Origin of the sequence: Helicobacter pametensis ATCC 51478 (assembly GCF_000518225.1) — a bacterium.
Taxonomy (GTDB): Bacteria; Campylobacterota; Campylobacteria; order Campylobacterales; family Helicobacteraceae; genus Helicobacter_G; species Helicobacter_G pametensis.
In genome coordinates this window covers 1-17,681 of sequence record NZ_JADE01000011.1, presented here as the reverse complement: position 1 = coordinate 17,681, position 17,681 = coordinate 1, and the positions used below count along the sequence as shown (strand labels likewise).

At 42.7% G+C, this 17,681-nt stretch carries 16 protein-coding genes; 10 read left to right on the top strand and 6 right to left on the bottom strand.

Annotated features, from left to right (window positions below; translation table 11 throughout):
• Nucleotides 1–93: 93 nt before the first annotated feature.
• Together T391_RS07905 and T391_RS0103920 are read right to left on the bottom strand one after the other, a co-directional pair.
• A complete protein-coding gene (locus T391_RS07905; protein WP_051420590.1) occupies nucleotides 94–489 on the bottom strand; it encodes a winged helix-turn-helix domain-containing protein in 396 nt (131 codons plus the stop codon).
• Complete coding sequence (locus T391_RS0103920) at nucleotides 482–1,783, bottom strand: Na+/H+ antiporter family protein (RefSeq protein WP_027327235.1); 1,302 nt, start codon at nucleotides 1,781–1,783, stop codon at nucleotides 482–484. The genes T391_RS07905 and T391_RS0103920 overlap by 8 nt, the downstream gene beginning before the upstream one ends.
• 144 nt (nucleotides 1,784–1,927) lie before the next feature.
• On the opposite strand from T391_RS0103920, the gene topA reads away from it, so the two are divergent.
• The gene (gene topA, locus T391_RS0103915; protein WP_027327234.1) at nucleotides 1,928–4,129 is read left to right on the top strand and encodes a type I DNA topoisomerase; all 2,202 of its coding nucleotides are present in this window, start codon (nucleotides 1,928–1,930) and stop codon (nucleotides 4,127–4,129) included.
• 48 nt (nucleotides 4,130–4,177) lie between these two features.
• Here the strand turns inward: topA and lpoB are convergent, their stop codons facing one another.
• Together lpoB and T391_RS07900 are read right to left on the bottom strand one after the other, a co-directional pair.
• On the bottom strand, nucleotides 4,178–4,777 hold the full coding sequence (lpoB, locus tag T391_RS0103910) for a penicillin-binding protein activator LpoB (protein ID WP_027327233.1): 600 nt from the start codon (nucleotides 4,775–4,777) through the stop codon (nucleotides 4,178–4,180).
• A gap of 11 nt (nucleotides 4,778–4,788) precedes the next feature.
• Nucleotides 4,789–6,123, bottom strand: a complete 1,335-nt coding sequence (locus T391_RS07900; RefSeq protein ID WP_051420589.1) for a COG3014 family protein — start codon at nucleotides 6,121–6,123, stop codon at nucleotides 4,789–4,791.
• A 90-nt stretch (nucleotides 6,124–6,213) separates the two neighbouring features.
• On the opposite strand from T391_RS07900, the gene T391_RS0103900 reads away from it, so the two are divergent.
• The 3 genes from T391_RS0103900 to T391_RS07895 are packed head-to-tail and all read left to right on the top strand — an operon-like array spanning nucleotide 6,214 to nucleotide 9,166.
• Complete coding sequence (locus T391_RS0103900) at nucleotides 6,214–7,401, top strand: saccharopine dehydrogenase family protein (RefSeq protein WP_104692922.1); 1,188 nt, start codon at nucleotides 6,214–6,216, stop codon at nucleotides 7,399–7,401.
• Nucleotides 7,380–7,946, top strand: coding sequence for a hypothetical protein (locus T391_RS0103895; RefSeq protein ID WP_027327231.1), 567 nt, complete (start codon nucleotides 7,380–7,382; stop codon nucleotides 7,944–7,946). The genes T391_RS0103900 and T391_RS0103895 overlap by 22 nt, the downstream gene beginning before the upstream one ends.
• On the top strand, nucleotides 7,943–9,166 hold the full coding sequence (locus T391_RS07895; RefSeq protein WP_051420588.1) for a type 1 periplasmic-binding domain-containing protein: 1,224 nt from the start codon (nucleotides 7,943–7,945) through the stop codon (nucleotides 9,164–9,166). The genes T391_RS0103895 and T391_RS07895 overlap by 4 nt, the downstream gene beginning before the upstream one ends.
• Here the strand turns inward: T391_RS07895 and fdhD are convergent.
• Together fdhD and T391_RS0103880 are read right to left on the bottom strand one after the other, a co-directional pair.
• The gene (gene fdhD / locus T391_RS0103885) at nucleotides 9,124–9,921 is read right to left on the bottom strand and encodes a formate dehydrogenase accessory sulfurtransferase FdhD (RefSeq protein WP_034583791.1); all 798 of its coding nucleotides are present in this window, start codon (nucleotides 9,919–9,921) and stop codon (nucleotides 9,124–9,126) included. The two genes, T391_RS07895 and fdhD, sit on opposite strands and share 43 nt — an antisense overlap.
• Nucleotides 9,922–9,996: 75 nt before the next feature.
• Nucleotides 9,997–10,257 (bottom strand): hypothetical protein, encoded by a 261-nt coding sequence (locus tag T391_RS0103880; protein WP_027327229.1) that lies wholly within the window; start codon nucleotides 10,255–10,257, stop codon nucleotides 9,997–9,999.
• A 254-nt stretch (nucleotides 10,258–10,511) separates the two neighbouring features.
• On the opposite strand from T391_RS0103880, the gene T391_RS07890 reads away from it, so the two are divergent.
• The 6 genes from T391_RS07890 to T391_RS0103840 all read left to right on the top strand — a co-directional run.
• Nucleotides 10,512–12,179: a 4Fe-4S binding protein gene (locus T391_RS07890; RefSeq protein ID WP_051420587.1), complete on the top strand. Its 1,668-nt coding sequence runs from the start codon at nucleotides 10,512–10,514 to the stop codon at nucleotides 12,177–12,179.
• Nucleotides 12,176–12,892: a TorD/DmsD family molecular chaperone gene (locus T391_RS0103865; RefSeq protein ID WP_027327228.1), complete on the top strand. Its 717-nt coding sequence runs from the start codon at nucleotides 12,176–12,178 to the stop codon at nucleotides 12,890–12,892. Before T391_RS07890 ends, T391_RS0103865 begins: the two co-directional genes overlap by 4 nt.
• Before the next feature lie 83 nt (nucleotides 12,893–12,975).
• Entirely contained in the window at nucleotides 12,976–13,194 is a 219-nt protein-coding gene (locus T391_RS0103860) for a twin-arginine translocation signal domain-containing protein (protein ID WP_027327227.1), read from the top strand.
• Between the two features lie 11 nt (nucleotides 13,195–13,205).
• Nucleotides 13,206–16,031 (top strand): formate dehydrogenase subunit alpha, encoded by a 2,826-nt coding sequence (locus T391_RS0103850; protein ID WP_084340111.1) that lies wholly within the window; start codon nucleotides 13,206–13,208, stop codon nucleotides 16,029–16,031.
• A gap of 10 nt (nucleotides 16,032–16,041) precedes the next feature.
• The gene (gene fdh3B / locus T391_RS0103845; RefSeq protein ID WP_027326613.1) at nucleotides 16,042–16,674 is read left to right on the top strand and encodes a formate dehydrogenase FDH3 subunit beta; all 633 of its coding nucleotides are present in this window, start codon (nucleotides 16,042–16,044) and stop codon (nucleotides 16,672–16,674) included.
• 9 nt (nucleotides 16,675–16,683) lie between these two features.
• Nucleotides 16,684–17,681, top strand: a 998-nt coding sequence (locus tag T391_RS0103840; RefSeq protein ID WP_034583502.1) for a formate dehydrogenase subunit gamma, incomplete at its 3' end; no start/stop codon positions are given.

The following is a 17,681-nucleotide window of genomic DNA, read 5'->3' as shown; positions in this document are numbered from 1 at the left end:
ATCTCCAAGATGAACTAAAATCAAAAATTACAAAGTTAGTATAGGAATCAAAAATAAAATCAAAATAAAGTCAAGGATAAAAAGATCAAAAATTCAAACCCCCATTTGTTTGAGCTGCTCCTCCCACATCTGGATCTTCTCCATCATCTCATCCAAAGTCTCACACTCATCAAAGCTACTCCAAAATCTTGTTTTAAGATTCTCCAAAGCCTCAAACACTTCAATCACTTGCTCACCATGAGGTGTGAGCTTGCTACCTCCCCCTCCCCTACCCCCATTATTGCTGATCACTAGCTCCTCTCCATTGATCTCTTTGATCTGATGCAAGCTATCCCATGCCGCCTTATAGCTCATATACATTTTTTTGGATGCTTTGAGAAGGGAGCCTTCCTCTTTGATATGTTTAAGCAATTGGATTCGACCATTACCCAGATAGTTCTTCCCCTCCTTTTTGATCCAAATCCGAGAATGAATCTTGAGCCTAGCCATTGAGCCACACTGCTCCAATCACACCAGCAATAATCAGCGGAATGTTATAGACCAAAAAAGTCGGCACACATGTATCCCAAATATGATTATGTCCCCCATCAGCATTCAAGCCAGAAGTTGGTCCAAGCGTGCTATCACTTGCAGGAGATCCCGCATCACCCAATGCTCCAGCGATCCCTACAAGCAAAATGATCGCTGATGGATGAAACCCAAGTGCCACACCAAGCGGACAATAGATTGCTGCGATAATCGGAATCGTCCCAAAGGATGTGCCAATCCCCATAGTGATTAGCAAACCAACAAGAAGCATCAACAATGCTGAGATGACTTGACTTTGCATCAAGAAAGTTACCTCACTCACAAGAGCATCGATCGCTCCAGTTTCCTTGAGCACACCCCCAAATCCAGAAGCCACAAGCATCACAAAAGCAATGAAAGCCATCATACTCATCCCCCCCTCCATCACAGAATCCATACTTTTATAAGGGATTCCCTTAGTCACGATCATCACAAGCAAGCCACAAAGCGCACCCAAAGGCAGAGAAGAACTCACAAGCTGGATAGCAAAGGTCACAATAACCCCAGCCAACACTCCATAATCTTCTCTACTCATCACAATATTCTCAAGATCCATCTGCTCAATCCTGGCTTGGACATATTCCCTTGGACGCACATACAAAACAAAAACAGCGATCAATAACCCAGCAAGCATCGCCACACCCCCAATCCACATCACAGAGGTCACATCAAAGAGACTTACATTGACACCATTTTGGACCAAATTATCTTTGATCACACTCTGAAAGATCAGTCCAAACCCCACAGGCAAAGTGATATAAGGGGCTTGTAATCCAAACGAGAGAGCACAAGCCACAGCACGCCTATCAAGTTTCATTTTGTTCATAAGAGCAAGAAATGGAGGGATAAGGATCGGGATGAAAGCAATATGAACAGGAATAAGATTCTGTGAAAAGCAAGTAATCAATGCGACAAACAAAACAAACAAAATTTTATGATTCCCGATCAATGCACTCACCCATTTCACAAGAAACTTTGTTAGATTACTTTTTCCAATCGCAAAGGCAATCGCACCCAAGAGGATATAACTCAAAGCAGTTTCAAGATTGCCACTCATACCTGAGATAAATACACTCATCGTCTTATCAATACTCAATCCCCCAAGCACCCCAGCAACAAGAGCTGAAAACACGATCGAGAGCATGACATTAAATCTCAGAAGACACAAAAACGACATCAAAACAATCGATATTACAACAGGGTTTCCTAAAATCATTCTTTTACCTTAAAATCTTTGATTAGCCCCCTTTCATTCTATCAAACAAAGCTTTTATCAACAAACAAAAGATCATCTTAATCCCATAGTTTGGATAATTACTGATAGAATTTATGATTTTTAATCCCATTCAAGCAGGCAATCATGAAAAATTTAGTTATCGTCGAATCTCCAGCCAAAGCCAAAACGATCAAAAACTTTTTGGGCATAGATTATGAAGTCATCGCCTCCAAGGGACACATCCGCGATCTCCCACAGAAAAAGTTTGGAATCAAAATCCAAGATCAACAATTCATCCCAGAATATGTGATTTCTAGTGACCACAAAGAAATTGTCTCCAAGATCAAAGAACTAGCCAAAAAGGCAGAGCGTATCTATATCGCCACCGATGAGGATCGCGAGGGAGAAGCGATCGGATATCACATCACACAAGCCATCGGCAAAGATGCATCCAACTTCCCCAGAATCGTCTTCCATGAGATCACACACTCAGCGATCACCCACGCAATCTCTTCTCCAAGACAAATTGATATGGACAAAGTCGATGCCCAACAAGCACGACGCCTATTAGATAGGATCGTTGGATTTCAGCTCAGTGGCCTTATCGCCAACAAAATCCAAAAAGGATTGAGTGCTGGACGGGTGCAAAGTAGCACGCTCAAACTCATCGTCGATCGCGAGAAAGAGATTTTGGCTTTTAAGCCCGTGCGCTACTTTAGCATCCAAGGAGAATTCTCCCCCAATCTCTCAACAGAACTGATCACTTTTGAGGGTGAGAAACTTGAAAAACTCAGCCTCCAAGATGAGCAAAAAGTCCAAGAGATCGTGCAAATCTTGCAACGCGATTCTTTTAAGGTGCAAGAGATCATCACAAAAAGCAAAAAAACTCCGACCCCTCCCCCATTTATGACCTCTACCCTCCAGCAAAGTGCTTCCACCTTACTTGGATTTTCTCCGACCAAAACCATGAGCATCGCTCAAAAACTCTATGAAGGAGTCAAAACCCATGAGGGAGTGATGGGGGTCATCACCTATATGAGAACAGATAGTCTAAATATCGCCAAAGAAGCTCAAGAGAAAGCCAGAGAAGTCCTACTTCAGACCTATGGAGAAGTCTATCTCCCATCTAAGCCCAAAAACTATGTCAGCAAAAACAAAAGCGCACAAGAAGCACACGAAGCGATCCGCCCCACCAATCTTGGATTTACACCCAAGATCGCACAAGAGTTTCTCACTCCAGATGAGCTCAAACTCTACACACTTATCTATCATCGCTTCCTTGCCTCCCAAAGTGTCGAGGCAGAATTTGAAAGTCAAAGTATTCTAATCGCCTCAGATCACGGAGTTTTCAAAGCTAGCGGCAGTAAGCTTGTCTTTGAAGGATTCTACAAAATCACTGGAAATCAAGACAAAGACAAGCTTCTCCCCTCTCTAAACCAAGGTCAAACACTAGAAGTCAAAGAAATCACAAGCAAAGAGCATTTCACTGAGCCTCCAGCAAGATTCAATGAAGCAAGTCTCATCAAAGTGATGGAAAGTCTAGGCATTGGTCGTCCAAGCACCTATGCCCCCACTATTGCCCTCCTCAACAATCGAGACTACATCAAGATCGAAAAAAAGCAGATCTTTGCCCAAGAAAGCGCATTCAAAGTCACAGAAATGCTTAGCCAGTATTTCAACGAAATCGTCGATAGCCACTTCACAGCCAAACTTGAAGATGAGCTAGATGAGATTGCTGAGAAAAAGCAAGATTGGCAAAGAGTGCTTTGGAGATTTTATGAGCCATTCCACCAAAAGATCACTGATGGCAAGACAAACATCCCATCTCAAAAAGTGATGATTCCCACAGGAGAGAACTGCCCACAATGTGGAAGTGAGCTCATCAAACGCAGTGGAAGATATGGGGAATTTATCGCCTGTAGTGGATATCCAAAGTGCAAATACATCAAACCCAAAGAAGATCAAACACCCACAGAAGAAGTGGGAACATGCGAAAAATGCGGGCTTCCCATGGTCAAAAAAATAGGAAGAAATGGAGAGTTTATGGCTTGTAGTGGATACCCAAAGTGCAAAAATACCAAATCCCTCCAAAGCACCCCACCCAAAACACTTGAAGTCAAATGCCCAGAGTGTGGAGGAGAACTAGCCCAAAAGCGCTCAAGGATGGGGACATTCTTTGGATGCAGTGGATATCCAAAGTGTAATTTCCTCTCCAAATTTGAGCCCATCCCCTCACCCAAATGTCCAGAATGTGGCTATATGGTGGCGACAAGGACTTATAGAGGCAAGGAGCTGTGTGAGTGCATCAAATGCAAGCATCGATTTGCTTTAGAAGATCAAAACTAAGGCAAGACACAGAACCCAAACATACAAAACCCCCAAAAAGTGGGGGGGCTACCAGCTAGAAGAGCGAGAGCTTGGAGCGATCTTTGAGATATTGACCTCATGATCCCACACAACAAGCCCACTTTTGAGATCCACCAAACTCAACAAAAAATAATAATCAACCCTCTGTTTTCCCTCAACACTGCTATTGCGCTGCACAACCTTCCCAGACAGAGAATAAGATGGGGCGATCAGATTCCCTTGAGCAATCGTCGTGCTTTGCCTATAGTCTTGATTTCCCCTTGCTTGATGCGATCTTTGGATCATCACATCCTCTCTTTCACCACTCCCACTCATCGCAACACTTAGAGCAAACTTCCCACTCTCACGCAAGCTCCTTGCCACACGCCTTGCGATTTGATTCATATCGATCTTCTGCATCGTATCATTGATAAAATCTGAGATCACAAGCACCTGCACTTCATCCCCCAAACGCTTCACAAAAGCACTTTGAAGCAAAGAATCGACACTCAAACTAGAAGCACGAGCCAAATCATTGAAATCAAGTCCGGCACTCACATAGCCTTGCGCACTCGGATCGATGTATTTCACTCCTCCACAACCATAAAATCCAAGCCCGATACAACACGCCATCACCCATCTCTTCATCTCATCCTCCTTTAGCGTTTCATCACAATATGACCAAACACATGCCTACCGGCATTACGAAAGTAGATTATATTGTTTTTATCAAGGCATAGCTTGCTTTCATCAACACACTCTTTACTCATCTCCCAAGAAGCATACACACCTCTCTCTCCCCTAAGACTTAAGATTCCTTGAGTGTTTTTCACCCTAGCGATCCAAAAACGATAAGGTAAGATTTGATTACTCCTCAAATCAGCCTTTGTGCTCAAAAGTCCATAAGCCATCCCCCCAAACATAGCCAAGATACGCGCGCCTCCTTGCATCGATGCTTGAGCATAATGCTGAGCCATTGCCTTAGAGATAGAAGAGGTCACAGAGGAAATCACGATAAAAGGTAGATGCTTAGAAAACTCTCCTAAGATCAAAGGATCAAAGCTAGCGATCTCCCACGCCCTCTCTTTTTGATGCCCTAGCATTATCTCATAATGAGATTCAAACCCCATCCCTCTTCTCATATCAGGCAATGCCACTGACACACTCACAACACTACTTGGCGTCACAAAAGGCAAAGCAAATCCCCTCTCTACCTTCCAAGCACTGCGTCCATCTTCGATGATGATCCAAGTAAATTTCTCCTCGCGCCCCTCACCCAAAGCCATCAAAATATCTTTATAAATCTTTGGATTTTGAGTGATAGCATAAGCCTCCTTGAGTAGATCTATCCCCTTAGAATCCCCCTCAAGCACAAAAAACAAACCAGAAAGATAGCTCACAGCAGGATTGATAAACCCCTCTAATGATGCAAATTGCTCCAAATTGCTATAGCTTTTTAAGATCTCATGATGGAAATTATGTGGATTTTTGAGAGCTTCTTGCTTTTGATTGGCTCGCTCAATCTCTCTTCTATAATACTCCTTGATTCTCCTTTGGCGATCATTGGCACGATTAAACTCCACCCTTGCATCCTCAAAATCCCCTCTTTGCATAAACACAAGTGCTTTATAATAATTCACCATCACAGCTTCCAAAAGATAGCCCTCATAAGGCAAGAGAGTATCATTCACAACCACTGCCCCAAGCCCATCAAACACACTTGATAAAATGCCCTTCTTTTCATTTTGATTGATGAGCTCCTCAGCACTCTCTAGCAAGCCAAGTGCTTGAGGTTTGGATAGATCAAATCCAATTATCCCTCCAATCATTTGATAAAGCAGGGCATCTTTGCCATCCTTACTTCCCCTAAGTGCCATAGCAAAGGCCTGATTTGGATCCCCCTCATAATACTCATATGCAACCTTTTGCAAAGAAACACTAGAGCATCCAGCGATCCAAAAAACACCAATAAAAAGCAAGAAAAAATTTTTCAATCCTTCGCCTCATTTAAGAATTTAATTTAAATCTTGAGATATGTATAATTCCGCTCTATAAATTTTACAAAACTTATTCAATCGGAGGAGATAATGGCGGTTTTACAAATTGGTGCGGGGGGAGTTGGAGGAGTTGTTGCCCACAAGCTTGCAATGAATGCCAAGACTTTTGGAGAAATCACTCTTGCCTCACGCACAAAAAGCAAATGTGAAGAAATCGCAAAAAGTGTTTTACAAAAAACTGGGATTGAGATTCGCTGTGAGAGTGTTGATGCTGATGATGTCGATGCCCTTGTCGCATTGATTGAGAGAATCAAACCCAAGGTTGTCATCAATGTCGCCCTCCCCTACCAAGATCTAAGTATTATGGAAGCATGTCTAAGAACCAAAACCCACTATCTAGACACAGCAAACTATGAGCATCCTGACACTGCAAAATTTGAATACAAAGAGCAATGGGCATTTCATGAGAGATACAAAGAAGTAGGAATCTTTGCTCTTTTGGGAAGTGGATTTGATCCAGGGGTGACCAATGTCTTCTGTGCTTATGCCCAAAAGCATTATTTTGATGAGATTCATAGCATTGATATTTTGGATTGCAATGCTGGAGACCATGGCTATCCCTTTGCCACAAACTTCAACCCAGAGATCAATCTCAGAGAAGTGAGCTCAAGAGGAAGATATTGGGAAAATGGAAAGTGGATTGAAACCGCACCGATGGAGATTATGCAAGTTTGGGATTATCCTGAGATTGGAGAGAAAGATTCTTATCTGCTCTATCATGAAGAACTAGAATCACTAGTCAAAAACATCAAAGGCTTGAAGCGTATCCGCTTTTTTATGACTTTTTCTCAAAATTACCTCAACCATATGCGATGCTTGGAAAATGTCGGAATGCTAAGAATTGATGAAGTAGAACATAATGGAGAAAAAATCATCCCCATCCAATTCCTAAAAACTCTCCTCCCCGATCCTGCAAGCCTAGCTGGACGAACAGTAGGAAAAACAAATATCGGATGCTATATCCAAGGCATCAAAGATGGCAAAGCAAAAACCATCTATATCTACAATGTCTGCGATCATCAAGAATGCTTCAAAGAAGTATCTTCTCAAGCCATTAGCTACACCACAGGAGTGCCTGCAATGATTGGAGCCAAACTCATTGTGGAAGGAAAATGGAGCGGAAATGGAGTATTCAATATGGAAGAGCTTGATCCCGATCCATTTATGGAAGAGCTTAATATTCAAGGATTACCTTGGAAAGTGCTAGAACTCTGATGCATACAGATCTCCTCAAGCTAAACTATCTCTACCATCTAGAGATGTTTGGAGAGGAGTTTTTTGAAGGCTTTCCCCAAAGCAATCCCTCAACACAGCAAGGATTCTTGGGGTTTTCTCCCCAACAAGCCAAGATTGGATTTATCACCCAAACCCCATTGATTGACAAAGACTGGCAGTTCCTCCCCACCAAAAGTGCTCAAATGCTAGAAGATATCATCACCAAAGTCTTTGCTCTCAAACCCCAAGAATGCTGCATATTTTCACTATTCAAAACCCAGCAGATCTCCTATGAGCAAGACATCAAACAGCACGCAGAGATTTTGCTCTCTCAGATCACCCAAAGCTCAGCACAAGTATTTGTGATTTTTGGATTATCTGAGATTGCAAACCATCTCTTACCTTCCAAAGTAGATCTAGGAAGCCTCACCAAATTCAAAAACAAAAGCTGGATCACCACTCATTCGCTCCTCGCACTCATCAAACTCCCAGCACTCAAAAAACAAACCTTTCATCATCTCAAAATCGCAAAGGCATCACTATGAAAACTTTCTTCATACTTCTTTTTGGCACCTTACTTTTGGCAAATCCCCTTATATTTCACCCTCCCAAACTCTCTAGCCCACAAGAAGAAATCATCGCGCAATTTTCAGAAGAGATCAAACACTCCTCGCTCAAAATCGCCCTTGTGATGCCCAAAAAAATCATTGGACGCTATTCTGTTGCAAGCATTGACACGATCATGGCTTATCTTTCTGCAAGAGGGGCAGAATTTGAGTTTGAAGTATTTGATAGCGGAGATGAAGAAGAAGAATCAATTCAGAAAGTATATCAAGAGATCACCCAGCACAATTTTCAGTTTATCATCGCGATTTTTACTTCCAAAGGAGCCTATCAAGCTAGCAAACTCCCTCTCAAAATCCCTCTCTACATCCCCACTGTCAATGCCACACAAATCGGCTTTGATCCCTCAACCAATCCGATGCTTTTCTTTGGAGGGATCAGCTACAAAGATCAGATTCGAGAACTCCTTAGACTCCACACACCTGATCAAAACATCATCGCCTATAATGATGATAGCCCTGTAGGAGATCGTTTATCTAATACCCTTCTTGATCTCATCCCCAATATCCATAGTCAAACCATCACCAACCAAGATGCCGCGACTTTCAGCAAACAGGCCAGAACTCAAGAAAAGCTGATCAATCAAGCAGATGTATTTCTCAACACCCCAGTGGTCAAAAGCGGGCTTTTGCTCTCACAGATCGGATACTTTAGAAAAAAAGCATCCAAATTTCTCTCCACTCAAATCAACTACAACCCCTCCATTATTGTTTTGACACAAAAACGCGATCGCAAAAACCTCTTTATCGCAAGCTCCATTGCTCAAACCAATCAAAAGCTCATCGAGTATGGCTCACTACTCAATAGTGATCTCAAATTTGACTGGGTCAATTACTCCACAGCTTTAGGTATGGAGATGTTTTATAGGATTATGTTCTCAGATAGTCTCCCCTACTTCAAAGAAACGATCAAAAACAACCAAATCCAATACACAACCCAAATCTACTTCATCGATACGAAAGGATTTTTCACCCCCATTGATCCCTCTCTCCTAAAAACTCCACCAATAGAGCCACAAGAAGTCATTCCACCCATTCTAGAGCCAAGTGGTGAAGGAGAGATTCCACAAGAAGAGGCAGAGATCCCACAAGAGCAATCTCAAGAGGATAAATTGTCATCAGATTTGATTCTTGAGGGGTGAGTGTAGATATTCATATTTTTCCCACGCGCAAAACCACATAGCGTGATTCCATGAGTTTGAGCAGTTTTGACTCCCAAAAATGTAGGGGCTGTTCGTGAGACAACGATAGGGATATGATGCATCACAGCCTTGCTCACCATCTCTGAACTCAACCTCCCACTCACGACCAAAATCCCCTCACTAGGATTTTTGTGATTGAGCCACGCCCGCCCACAGACTTTATCGATCGCATTATGACGCCCGATATCTTCACTAAAGAGAGTTTCATCATCACTAAACAAAAGCATCGCTTTATGCACGCATCCTGTTTGCAAATAAAGCTCGCTTTCTTGATAAAACTTACGCACATGTTCCAAAACCCATCGTCCAGATACACATAGAGCACTTGTATTAAACTCTACCTGCATCTCATTTCCAGCCTGCCCTGTGATCCCCCCACCACAGCCTGAAACAAGTGTTTTTTCTTTGTAAAGATTTTTGAGATTTTGCTCTTGGATTTTGGCTTGCATTCTCACTTCCAAGCCCCGATTGAGCACCTCAAGATGCTCAATATCACCCACCCCCTCAATCACCCCCTCACTCAACAAAAATCCGATCATATGTGCATCTCCATCTTGAGGAATACACATCGTTGAGATGATTTTCTCCCCATTGAGATAAAAGCTTACACGACTTTCTAAGATCACGATATCTTCTTTGGGATATTTGACTCCATCTTCTAAGCGTGTGATATTGATCTGTTTTAAAACATCCATGATGAAACCTTTATGAGTTTAGTAGTGAACGAAGAAAAATGAAGGGGCATCCTTCCCAAATTAGGGAAGAGATGATTATTTTTGATTCAAAAGACCCAAAACAGCGACAGCATGAGGAGTCATTGCACCACATTTATTGCACACTGTATAAATTGATGGAATCATTGGACCATTGCTTACAATACTTCCATCAATCTTCTCTTGCAACATCACATTACTAAAACCTGGCGCAATCCCCATATCACTCCCACCACATACTGGACACTTGAGTTTTCCTGCTTTTTCTTTGATCTTATCCAAAATCGCTTGTTCTGTGATTGAAATATCTTGTGCCATTTCACTCTCCTTGAAAGATTATTTTCTAAGACAATGAGAAACATCTCGCCTTAAAAGGAGGCTATTGTATCAAATGATTCTCAAATCCACTCTTTCAACACAATCTCACAAAAATCAAAAAAATCTTTTTTGACTAAAATCATCATTTATATCTCCATAATGAGATAGAAAAAAGTTAAAATGTTGTTTTCTTTGAGTCCTATGAGTTTTAGCCCTACCAAACCCAAAGATCAATTTTATGCAAGGAATCCAAAGTGTTTGAACTAATCTCCTCTCATCATTTTTCCCAAGATTTGCAAGATCAATACCCCCTCATTTCATTTGATAGCTCCTCACAATCCTCAGAGCTCATCATCTCAAATCGCCAAGAAAACTCCCAGATCTCCGCACCAGAGCTTGATTGGTATCTCCAAAATACTCAAGCTGATGAAGCGACCAAACTTGCCAATCTCCACCGCCTCTTTCAAAACAAACTCGCTATTTTTGATCACGCTCCATTCAAAGAATACTCCCTTGAAGTAGGCAATGATCTTTTGCTCATCGGCTCAGATTCTCCCACAGCTCAAGATTTCATCCAAAAAGCTCAAAACGAGGGATTTAACCCCTCCCTTCTTGATGCCCAAAAGATTCAGCACATCAGTGGCAAAATCGGCTCTTTCATCGCACTTTTACATGATGGGGAAGAGATCAGCTTCTCCCAAGCTGTGCTATTTATCCATGATGAGAATCTCCCCAAATTTTTGGGGATTTTAAGTATTCAAGACTTCCACTCCCCAGAGGAAGTACTAGCATTACTCAAAACTCGCTTAGGAAACTACACCTACAAGACAACCACACTCTATACCCCCTCACTTTGCCAATATCACCAGAGAAGACCCGATAAAAATGGTGAGGGTTTCTGTCACAAATGCGTCAATGTCTGCCCCTCCTTTGGCGTGACCAAAGATGATTCAATCATGGAGCTTATCTTTTCGCAAGTGGATTGTATGGGATGTGGAGGATGTGTGGCGACATGCCCTACAGGAGCTCTTGATTTTGCACCCTATACGATGGATTGTCTGATCCAATCACTACGCTTTTATAAAGACACACAAATCCTACTTATTCCAGAAAATTTCCTCTCACTGCTTGATGAGATCAATATCCCCAAACACATCTCCCCACTCATCATCCCCAGAGAGAAGTTCCCCTCAGAAGCCCATCTTCTTGCCATCGCTCAAGAAAGTGGAAATTCTTTCATCTTCTTCTCACCCATCATCTCTCGCCCAAGCCAAGAAGCGATCAAACTCGTCAATGACATCTATCAAACTCTCTTTCAAACTGATGCACTCTATGTTGCAAACGATATAGAGACACTCCAAACCCTATGGGATAAGCCCAAATCCATCATTCAATACTCCTACACCCCAAGCCCACAAGAATCAAAGCGCAAGCATTTTGCAGAGCGACTGATATTTATGATCAAAGATGGTGATTTTGGTCAAGTGGAGAGTGGAGAGAGCGGAGAAATGATCCGCTATGGAGAGATCAAAATCGATGAAGACAAATGCACACTTTGCAATAGCTGTGTGGGCGCGTGCAATGTCAATAGCCTGATTGCCAACTCCAAAAAACTCACTTTAGAATACAACCCTAGTCTTTGCACGACCTGTGGCTATTGTGTCCCAAGCTGTCCAGAAGATGCGATCTCACTTCATCTCAATGGGATCCGTCTCGCTCCCCAATACTTCACTTACAAAACAATGGCAAAAGATTCGCTATTTTCTTGCATCGAATGCGGCAAACCTTTTGCTACAAGCAAATCGATTGAAAAAATCAAATCCATGATGGGAGGACATTTTGCCGATGATCCCATCAAGCTCAGAACCCTTGAATGCTGTGCTGATTGCAAAGTAAAACTTATGCTTGAAGGAATCAAATGACACAAGAAGAACTCCAAATCACCAAAGCCCGATCACTCTATTACTCCCTCCTTGGAGTTTTCTTCAGTTATCAAGGCGCACAAAAGCACACACAACTCATCATCTCCATCCTTGATCAAATTTTTGCCAACCCCATCAATGATCAAACCCAAAAAGATGCACAAATTCTCCTACAAGAGCTAGAGACCAATGGCGTGACCCACATCCAAAGAGAGTTTGACATCCTCTTCATCGATAATTTCTCTCACAAAGCCATCAATCTCACAGCAAGCTATTATGATGAGGGATGGGAGTTTGGTGAGAAATGTCTCAAAATCCGCGATCTAATCTTAGAGAGTGAATTTAGAAAAGATGAAGAATACATCGAACCCGAAGATCACTTGGGATTCTTGCTTCTCTTCAATGCCTCACTTTTACAGAAATCCAACCCCTGTTCACTTGCAATGTGTCAAAAAGTCTTTGAAGAAGTGCTCAATGATTATGTGAATTTCGTTGTGCTTGAGATTCTCAAAAACAAAAACGCCAAATTTTACAAATCTATTGCCAAGATCCTAGGAAGCTTTGCTGAGTTTGAGCGCCTCTATCTTGAGATCACTCCACCACCCTTTGAAGAATTTATCGATCTTGAAGAACTCAAAAGAGAAGAGAAAAGAAGCAAATGGAAGAAACGCGTCAAAACCGACTTTGACGAAGAAGAAATCAAAAGCAAATAACATCACCATACCCTACGCTAGAGGTTAGAGCTAATCCCTAGCGTAGGGTATCCTCCCTACCATCCTATATAAAAGGAGCAGATATGGAACACAATAGATCCAATGAAAAATCTCGTAGAGATTTTCTCAAAAGCGCTAGTAAGACTTCAGTCGCTGTTGCTATTGGTGGGATTGCGCTCGCAGGTTGCGGTGACAATCAGCCAAGAGAAAAAAATGGAGTGAAAACTAGCTCCGGTAAGAAAAAAGAAATTTTATATAGAAGCACCAAGCACTGGAATGCTTACTATGCATCTGCAAAATAAGGAGGTTGGTTATGAGTGAATATGTCGCACAAACTTTCTCACCCCTCAAAGCATCTCGTCGAAGTTTTTTGAAAATGAGTGCTTTGGGGATTGGTGCTGGGATCAGTAGCCTAAGTGCAAATCAAGGGATCGTCAGAGAAGCTACACAAGAGGAGCTCAAAGAGGCTTATCCCGACAGTCAGAAGATCAAAACCGTTTGTAGCATTTGTTCTGTCGGATGCGGAATTGTGGCAGAGGTCAAAAATGGTGTGTGGGTGCGCCAAGAAGTCGCACAAGATCACCCTGTAAGCCGTGGAGGACATTGCTCCAAAGGTGCGGATATGATTGATCTAGTGCGAAGTGCCAAAAGAGTGAAATATCCGATGAAAAAAGAAAACGGGGAATGGAAGCGAATCTCATGGGAGCAAGCCCTAGATGAGATTGGAGAAAAACTTGGACAACTCAAAAAGGACTATAGTCCAGACAGCGTCCAATTCTTCGGAAGTGCCAAAGTAGGCAATGAGCAATGTTATTACATCCGCAAATTTGCCACAATGTTTGGAACCAACAATATCGATCACCAAGCTCGTCTCTGACACAGCTCTACAGTCGCCGGTGTGGCGAATACATTTGGTTATGGAGCTATGACAAACCATCTTGGAGATATCCAACATTCAAAAGCGATCATTATCTTTGGAGCCAATCCCGCGGTCAATCATCCCGTCGGATTCCAGCACTTCCTCAATGCCAAAGAAAAAAATGGAGCAAAAATAATCGTCGTGGATCCGCGATTCACACGAACTGCGGCAAAAGCAGATATGTTTATCCAAATCCGTGGAGGGACAGACATCGCCTTCATCTATGGAATGCTTCATTTGATCTTCAAAAATGGCTGGGAAGATAAAGAATTTATTGCTGATCGAACTTTTGGGATCGAAGCCATCAGAAAAGAGGCTCAAAACTATCCCCCTAATGTCGTGGCTGATATTTGCGGAGTCAAAGAAGAGCAACTTCTTGAAGTCACAAAGCTTTATGCACAAACCAAGCCAGGGACATTGATCTGGGCGATGGGACTCACACAGCATAGCATCGGCACAGGCAACACAAGAATCGCGCCCATCCTCCAGCTTGTGCTTGGAAATATGGGAATCAATGGTGGAGGGACCAATATCCTCAGAGGACATGACAATGTCCAAGGTGCGACAGATTTAGGTTGTGCCTCTGACACTCTTCCAGGATATTATGGATTGAGTGAGGGAGCTTTCAAGCACTGGGCAAAGGTATGGAAAGTGGATTATGAGTGGCTCAAAGCCCAATACGATCCAGAAACCATGAACAAATCAGGCTTCACCCTAGCAAGATGGTGGCAAGGAGTCTTGGAAGAAGAAAAGATTCACAACGGCAAAGCAGGGAAGATTAGAGCCATGGTCTGTATGGGAAATGGAATCATCTCAATCGCTCAGACCAACAAAGTCACCCAAGCACTCAATCAGCTAGAGTTGTTAGTCGTCATCGATCCATTCCCTCATGATGCGATTGCCTACACTGAGAAAAAAGATGGAGTCTATCTTCTACCCGCAGCCTCCCAAATGGAGACAAGTGGATCAGTCACTGCCACCAACCGCTCTGCCCAATGGAGATTCCAAGTCGTCAAGCCTCTCTATGAAAGCAAGCCTGACCAAGAGATCCTCTTTGGGCTAGCCAAACGCTTAGGATTCTATGAGCAGCTGACAAAAGCCCTAGGAGATGGCAAAGGCAACTTCACTTGGCCCGAAGACGCCACAAGGGAGATCAATCTTGGGATGAAAACCATCGGACTTAGTGGTTGGACTCCTGAAAGACTTAAGGATCACACCACCAACTGGCATCTATTTGATCCAATCAGTCTCAAAGGCAAGGGTCCCCTTAGAGATTCCTACTATGGACTTCCATGGCCATGCTGGAGTGAAAAGCATCCAGGGACTCCAAATCTCTATGATATCTCCATCCCTGTGATGCAAGGAGGTATGGGCTTTAGAAACAACTTTGGATTAGAGCAAGAACTTATGGGCAAAAAATACAGCATGCTCTCTAGCAAAGGAAGCACCCCTCCAAGCTCAAGTCAAAAAGGAGGATATCCTGAGATCACAGCAGACAATATCGAAGAACTCACAGGCAAAAAACTCACAGCCAAAGAAAAAGAGCTAGTCAAAGGCACAAACTGGAAAACTGACCTTAGTATGACACTTGTGCACAAAGCGCTTGAGGCAGGACTCTGTCCTTATGGAAATGCAAGAGCTAGAATGGTTGTAAATACTTGGGTGGATCAAATCCCACTTCACCGCGAACCTATCCACACACCTCGCCCTGATTTGATTAGCAAATATCCAACCTATGAAGATCAGCCCAATCACTGGAGAGTGGAGACCAAATTCAAGTCATTGCAAAAAGACTGGACGCAAGATTTCCCACTCCAGCTCAACACAGCAAGGATCGTCACTCACAGTGGTCAAGGAATCGAAGCTCGCGTGAGTTTAGCTCTCAGTGAGATCAACCCTGAGATGTATTGCCAAATCCACCCCGACACCGCTGCAAACTATGGAGTAGGAGAAGGAGATTTTGTATGGATTCACTCTCCTGAGGGCTTCAAAGCCAAAGTCAAAGCAAAACTAAGCTACAGCGTCAAAGAAAATGTGATCTTTGCACCATTCCATTGGGCAGGTGTCGCTCAAGGAAAAAGTCTAGAGGCAAATTACCCACAAGGATATGTGCCCTATAGCATAGGTGAATCTATCAATGGTGTGACCAATTATGGCTATGACATCGTCACACAGATTCCCGAAACCAAATGCGGTCTATGCCGTATAGAAAAAGCATAAGGAGGAGTAAATGAGTGCATTAACTTCTGGAGGTTCAACCCTCCAAAGTCATTCAAGGATCAAATTCTATTGTGATGAGGATCGATGCATTGATTGTCATGGATGTGATGTGGCTTGTAAAGAAGCTCATCATCTTCCTGTAGGAATCAATCGCAGAAGAGTTGTCACACTCAATGATGGGATTGAGGGCAAAGAGAAAAGTATCTCTATTGCCTGTATGCATTGCTCTGATGCTCCTTGTGCCAAAGTCTGTCCAGTGGATTGCTTCTACATTAGAGAAGATGGGATTGTCTTGCATGACAAAAAGACTTGCATTGGATGTGGTTATTGTCTCTATGCCTGTCCTTTTGGAGCACCACAATTCCCTAAATCTGATGTCTTTGGTTCTCGTGGAACGATGGATAAATGTACATTCTGTGCAGGAGGTCCTGAAGAGACACATTCTGAAGAAGAATACAAACTCTATGGACAAAACAGAATCGCTGAAGGAAAAGTTCCGATGTGTGCTGCAATGTGTTCAACAAAAGCACTTTTGGCTGGAAGCAGTGAAGAGGTGAGTGAAATCATCCGTCATCGTGCTATTGCTAGAGGAAGTGGAACTCCAAAGATTCCTTATACTTGGTCCAAGGCTTATGGCGATTAAGGAGAAGAGATGAGAGTATTGTTGTGTGTATGCTTCTTGCTCTTTGCCTTTGGTGTGAGTAAAGAAGTCAAAGAACCCATTGATTTCTCTCCCAACACTCATATCTATGGAGTGAAACAAATTGAGCAAATCAAAAATTGGGGAGTTGATTCCCCAACAGCTGGAGTAGTCAGTGGAAGTGTGAGAGAGATGCAAGGATTGACTATAGGGGTTTTGGGAAATGGAGAACCCATCAAAGGGATTGAGGGTGTCACTGGATTAGGTGAGCTCTTCACCCTTTTACAAAACAAATTCTTTGCTCCCATTTTCTTGGCAATCATTATTCTTGTGCCCTTAGCTTTTGCAACACATCTAATGATTTTCAAATCCAAGAGCTTCTCTCATGGAGTGAAATACAAAATCTTCTCCAATTACAACATCGCAATCCATTGGCTTGCTGCTGTGCCTTTTATTGTGATTTGTATCACTGGACTGATTATGGTGTTTGGAGCAAAGCTTGGTGGAGGGACATTTGTCAGACTGGCTAGAGATTTACATGGGATTGCAACCATTGGATTTACCATCTTTGGTCCTTTGATGTTTTTGATGTGGGTGAAGGCAAGCTTGCCTAAAGCTTATGATCTCAAATGGCTTTTGATGCTAGGAGGCTATCTCACAAAAGGCAAAAGCATCTCCACTCCCATTCCTTCTGGACAATTTAATGCTGGGATGAAGATGTGGTTTTGGACTTGCACTGTGGGAGGATTTATCATGATTGCTACAGGTGCACTTCTTTACTTTCAGCTTGCTCCCATCAATGCTCTAAGACTTAGTGCCATTATTCACAATGTCTTAGGATTTGCCATCATTGCTTTACTCATCACTCATATCTATATGTCTGTGTTTGCAATTGAGGGAGCATTGGGAGCGATGATTGATGGAAATATGGGGGAGGAAGAGCTAGCGATCTTGCATTCTTACTATTACAAAGAATTACAAGAGAAGGGGAAATTGGAGGGGATGAGGGT

Coding starts and splice junctions, on each gene's coding strand:
- T391_RS07895 (WP_051420588.1), top strand. CDS start 7,943: ATGAAAACTTTCTTCATACTTCTTTTTGGCACCTTACTTTTGGCAAAT.
- T391_RS07905 (WP_051420590.1), bottom strand. CDS start 489: ATGGCTAGGCTCAAGATTCATTCTCGGATTTGGATCAAAAAGGAGGGG.
- topA (WP_027327234.1), top strand. CDS start 1,928: ATGAAAAATTTAGTTATCGTCGAATCTCCAGCCAAAGCCAAAACGATC.
- fdh3B (WP_027326613.1), top strand. CDS start 16,042: ATGAGTGCATTAACTTCTGGAGGTTCAACCCTCCAAAGTCATTCAAGG.
- T391_RS0103860 (WP_027327227.1), top strand. CDS start 12,976: ATGGAACACAATAGATCCAATGAAAAATCTCGTAGAGATTTTCTCAAA.
- T391_RS0103880 (WP_027327229.1), bottom strand. CDS start 10,257: ATGGCACAAGATATTTCAATCACAGAACAAGCGATTTTGGATAAGATC.
- T391_RS0103865 (WP_027327228.1), top strand. CDS start 12,176: ATGACACAAGAAGAACTCCAAATCACCAAAGCCCGATCACTCTATTAC.
- T391_RS0103920 (WP_027327235.1), bottom strand. CDS start 1,783: ATGATTTTAGGAAACCCTGTTGTAATATCGATTGTTTTGATGTCGTTT.
- fdhD (WP_034583791.1), bottom strand. CDS start 9,921: ATGGATGTTTTAAAACAGATCAATATCACACGCTTAGAAGATGGAGTC.
- lpoB (WP_027327233.1), bottom strand. CDS start 4,777: ATGAAGAGATGGGTGATGGCGTGTTGTATCGGGCTTGGATTTTATGGT.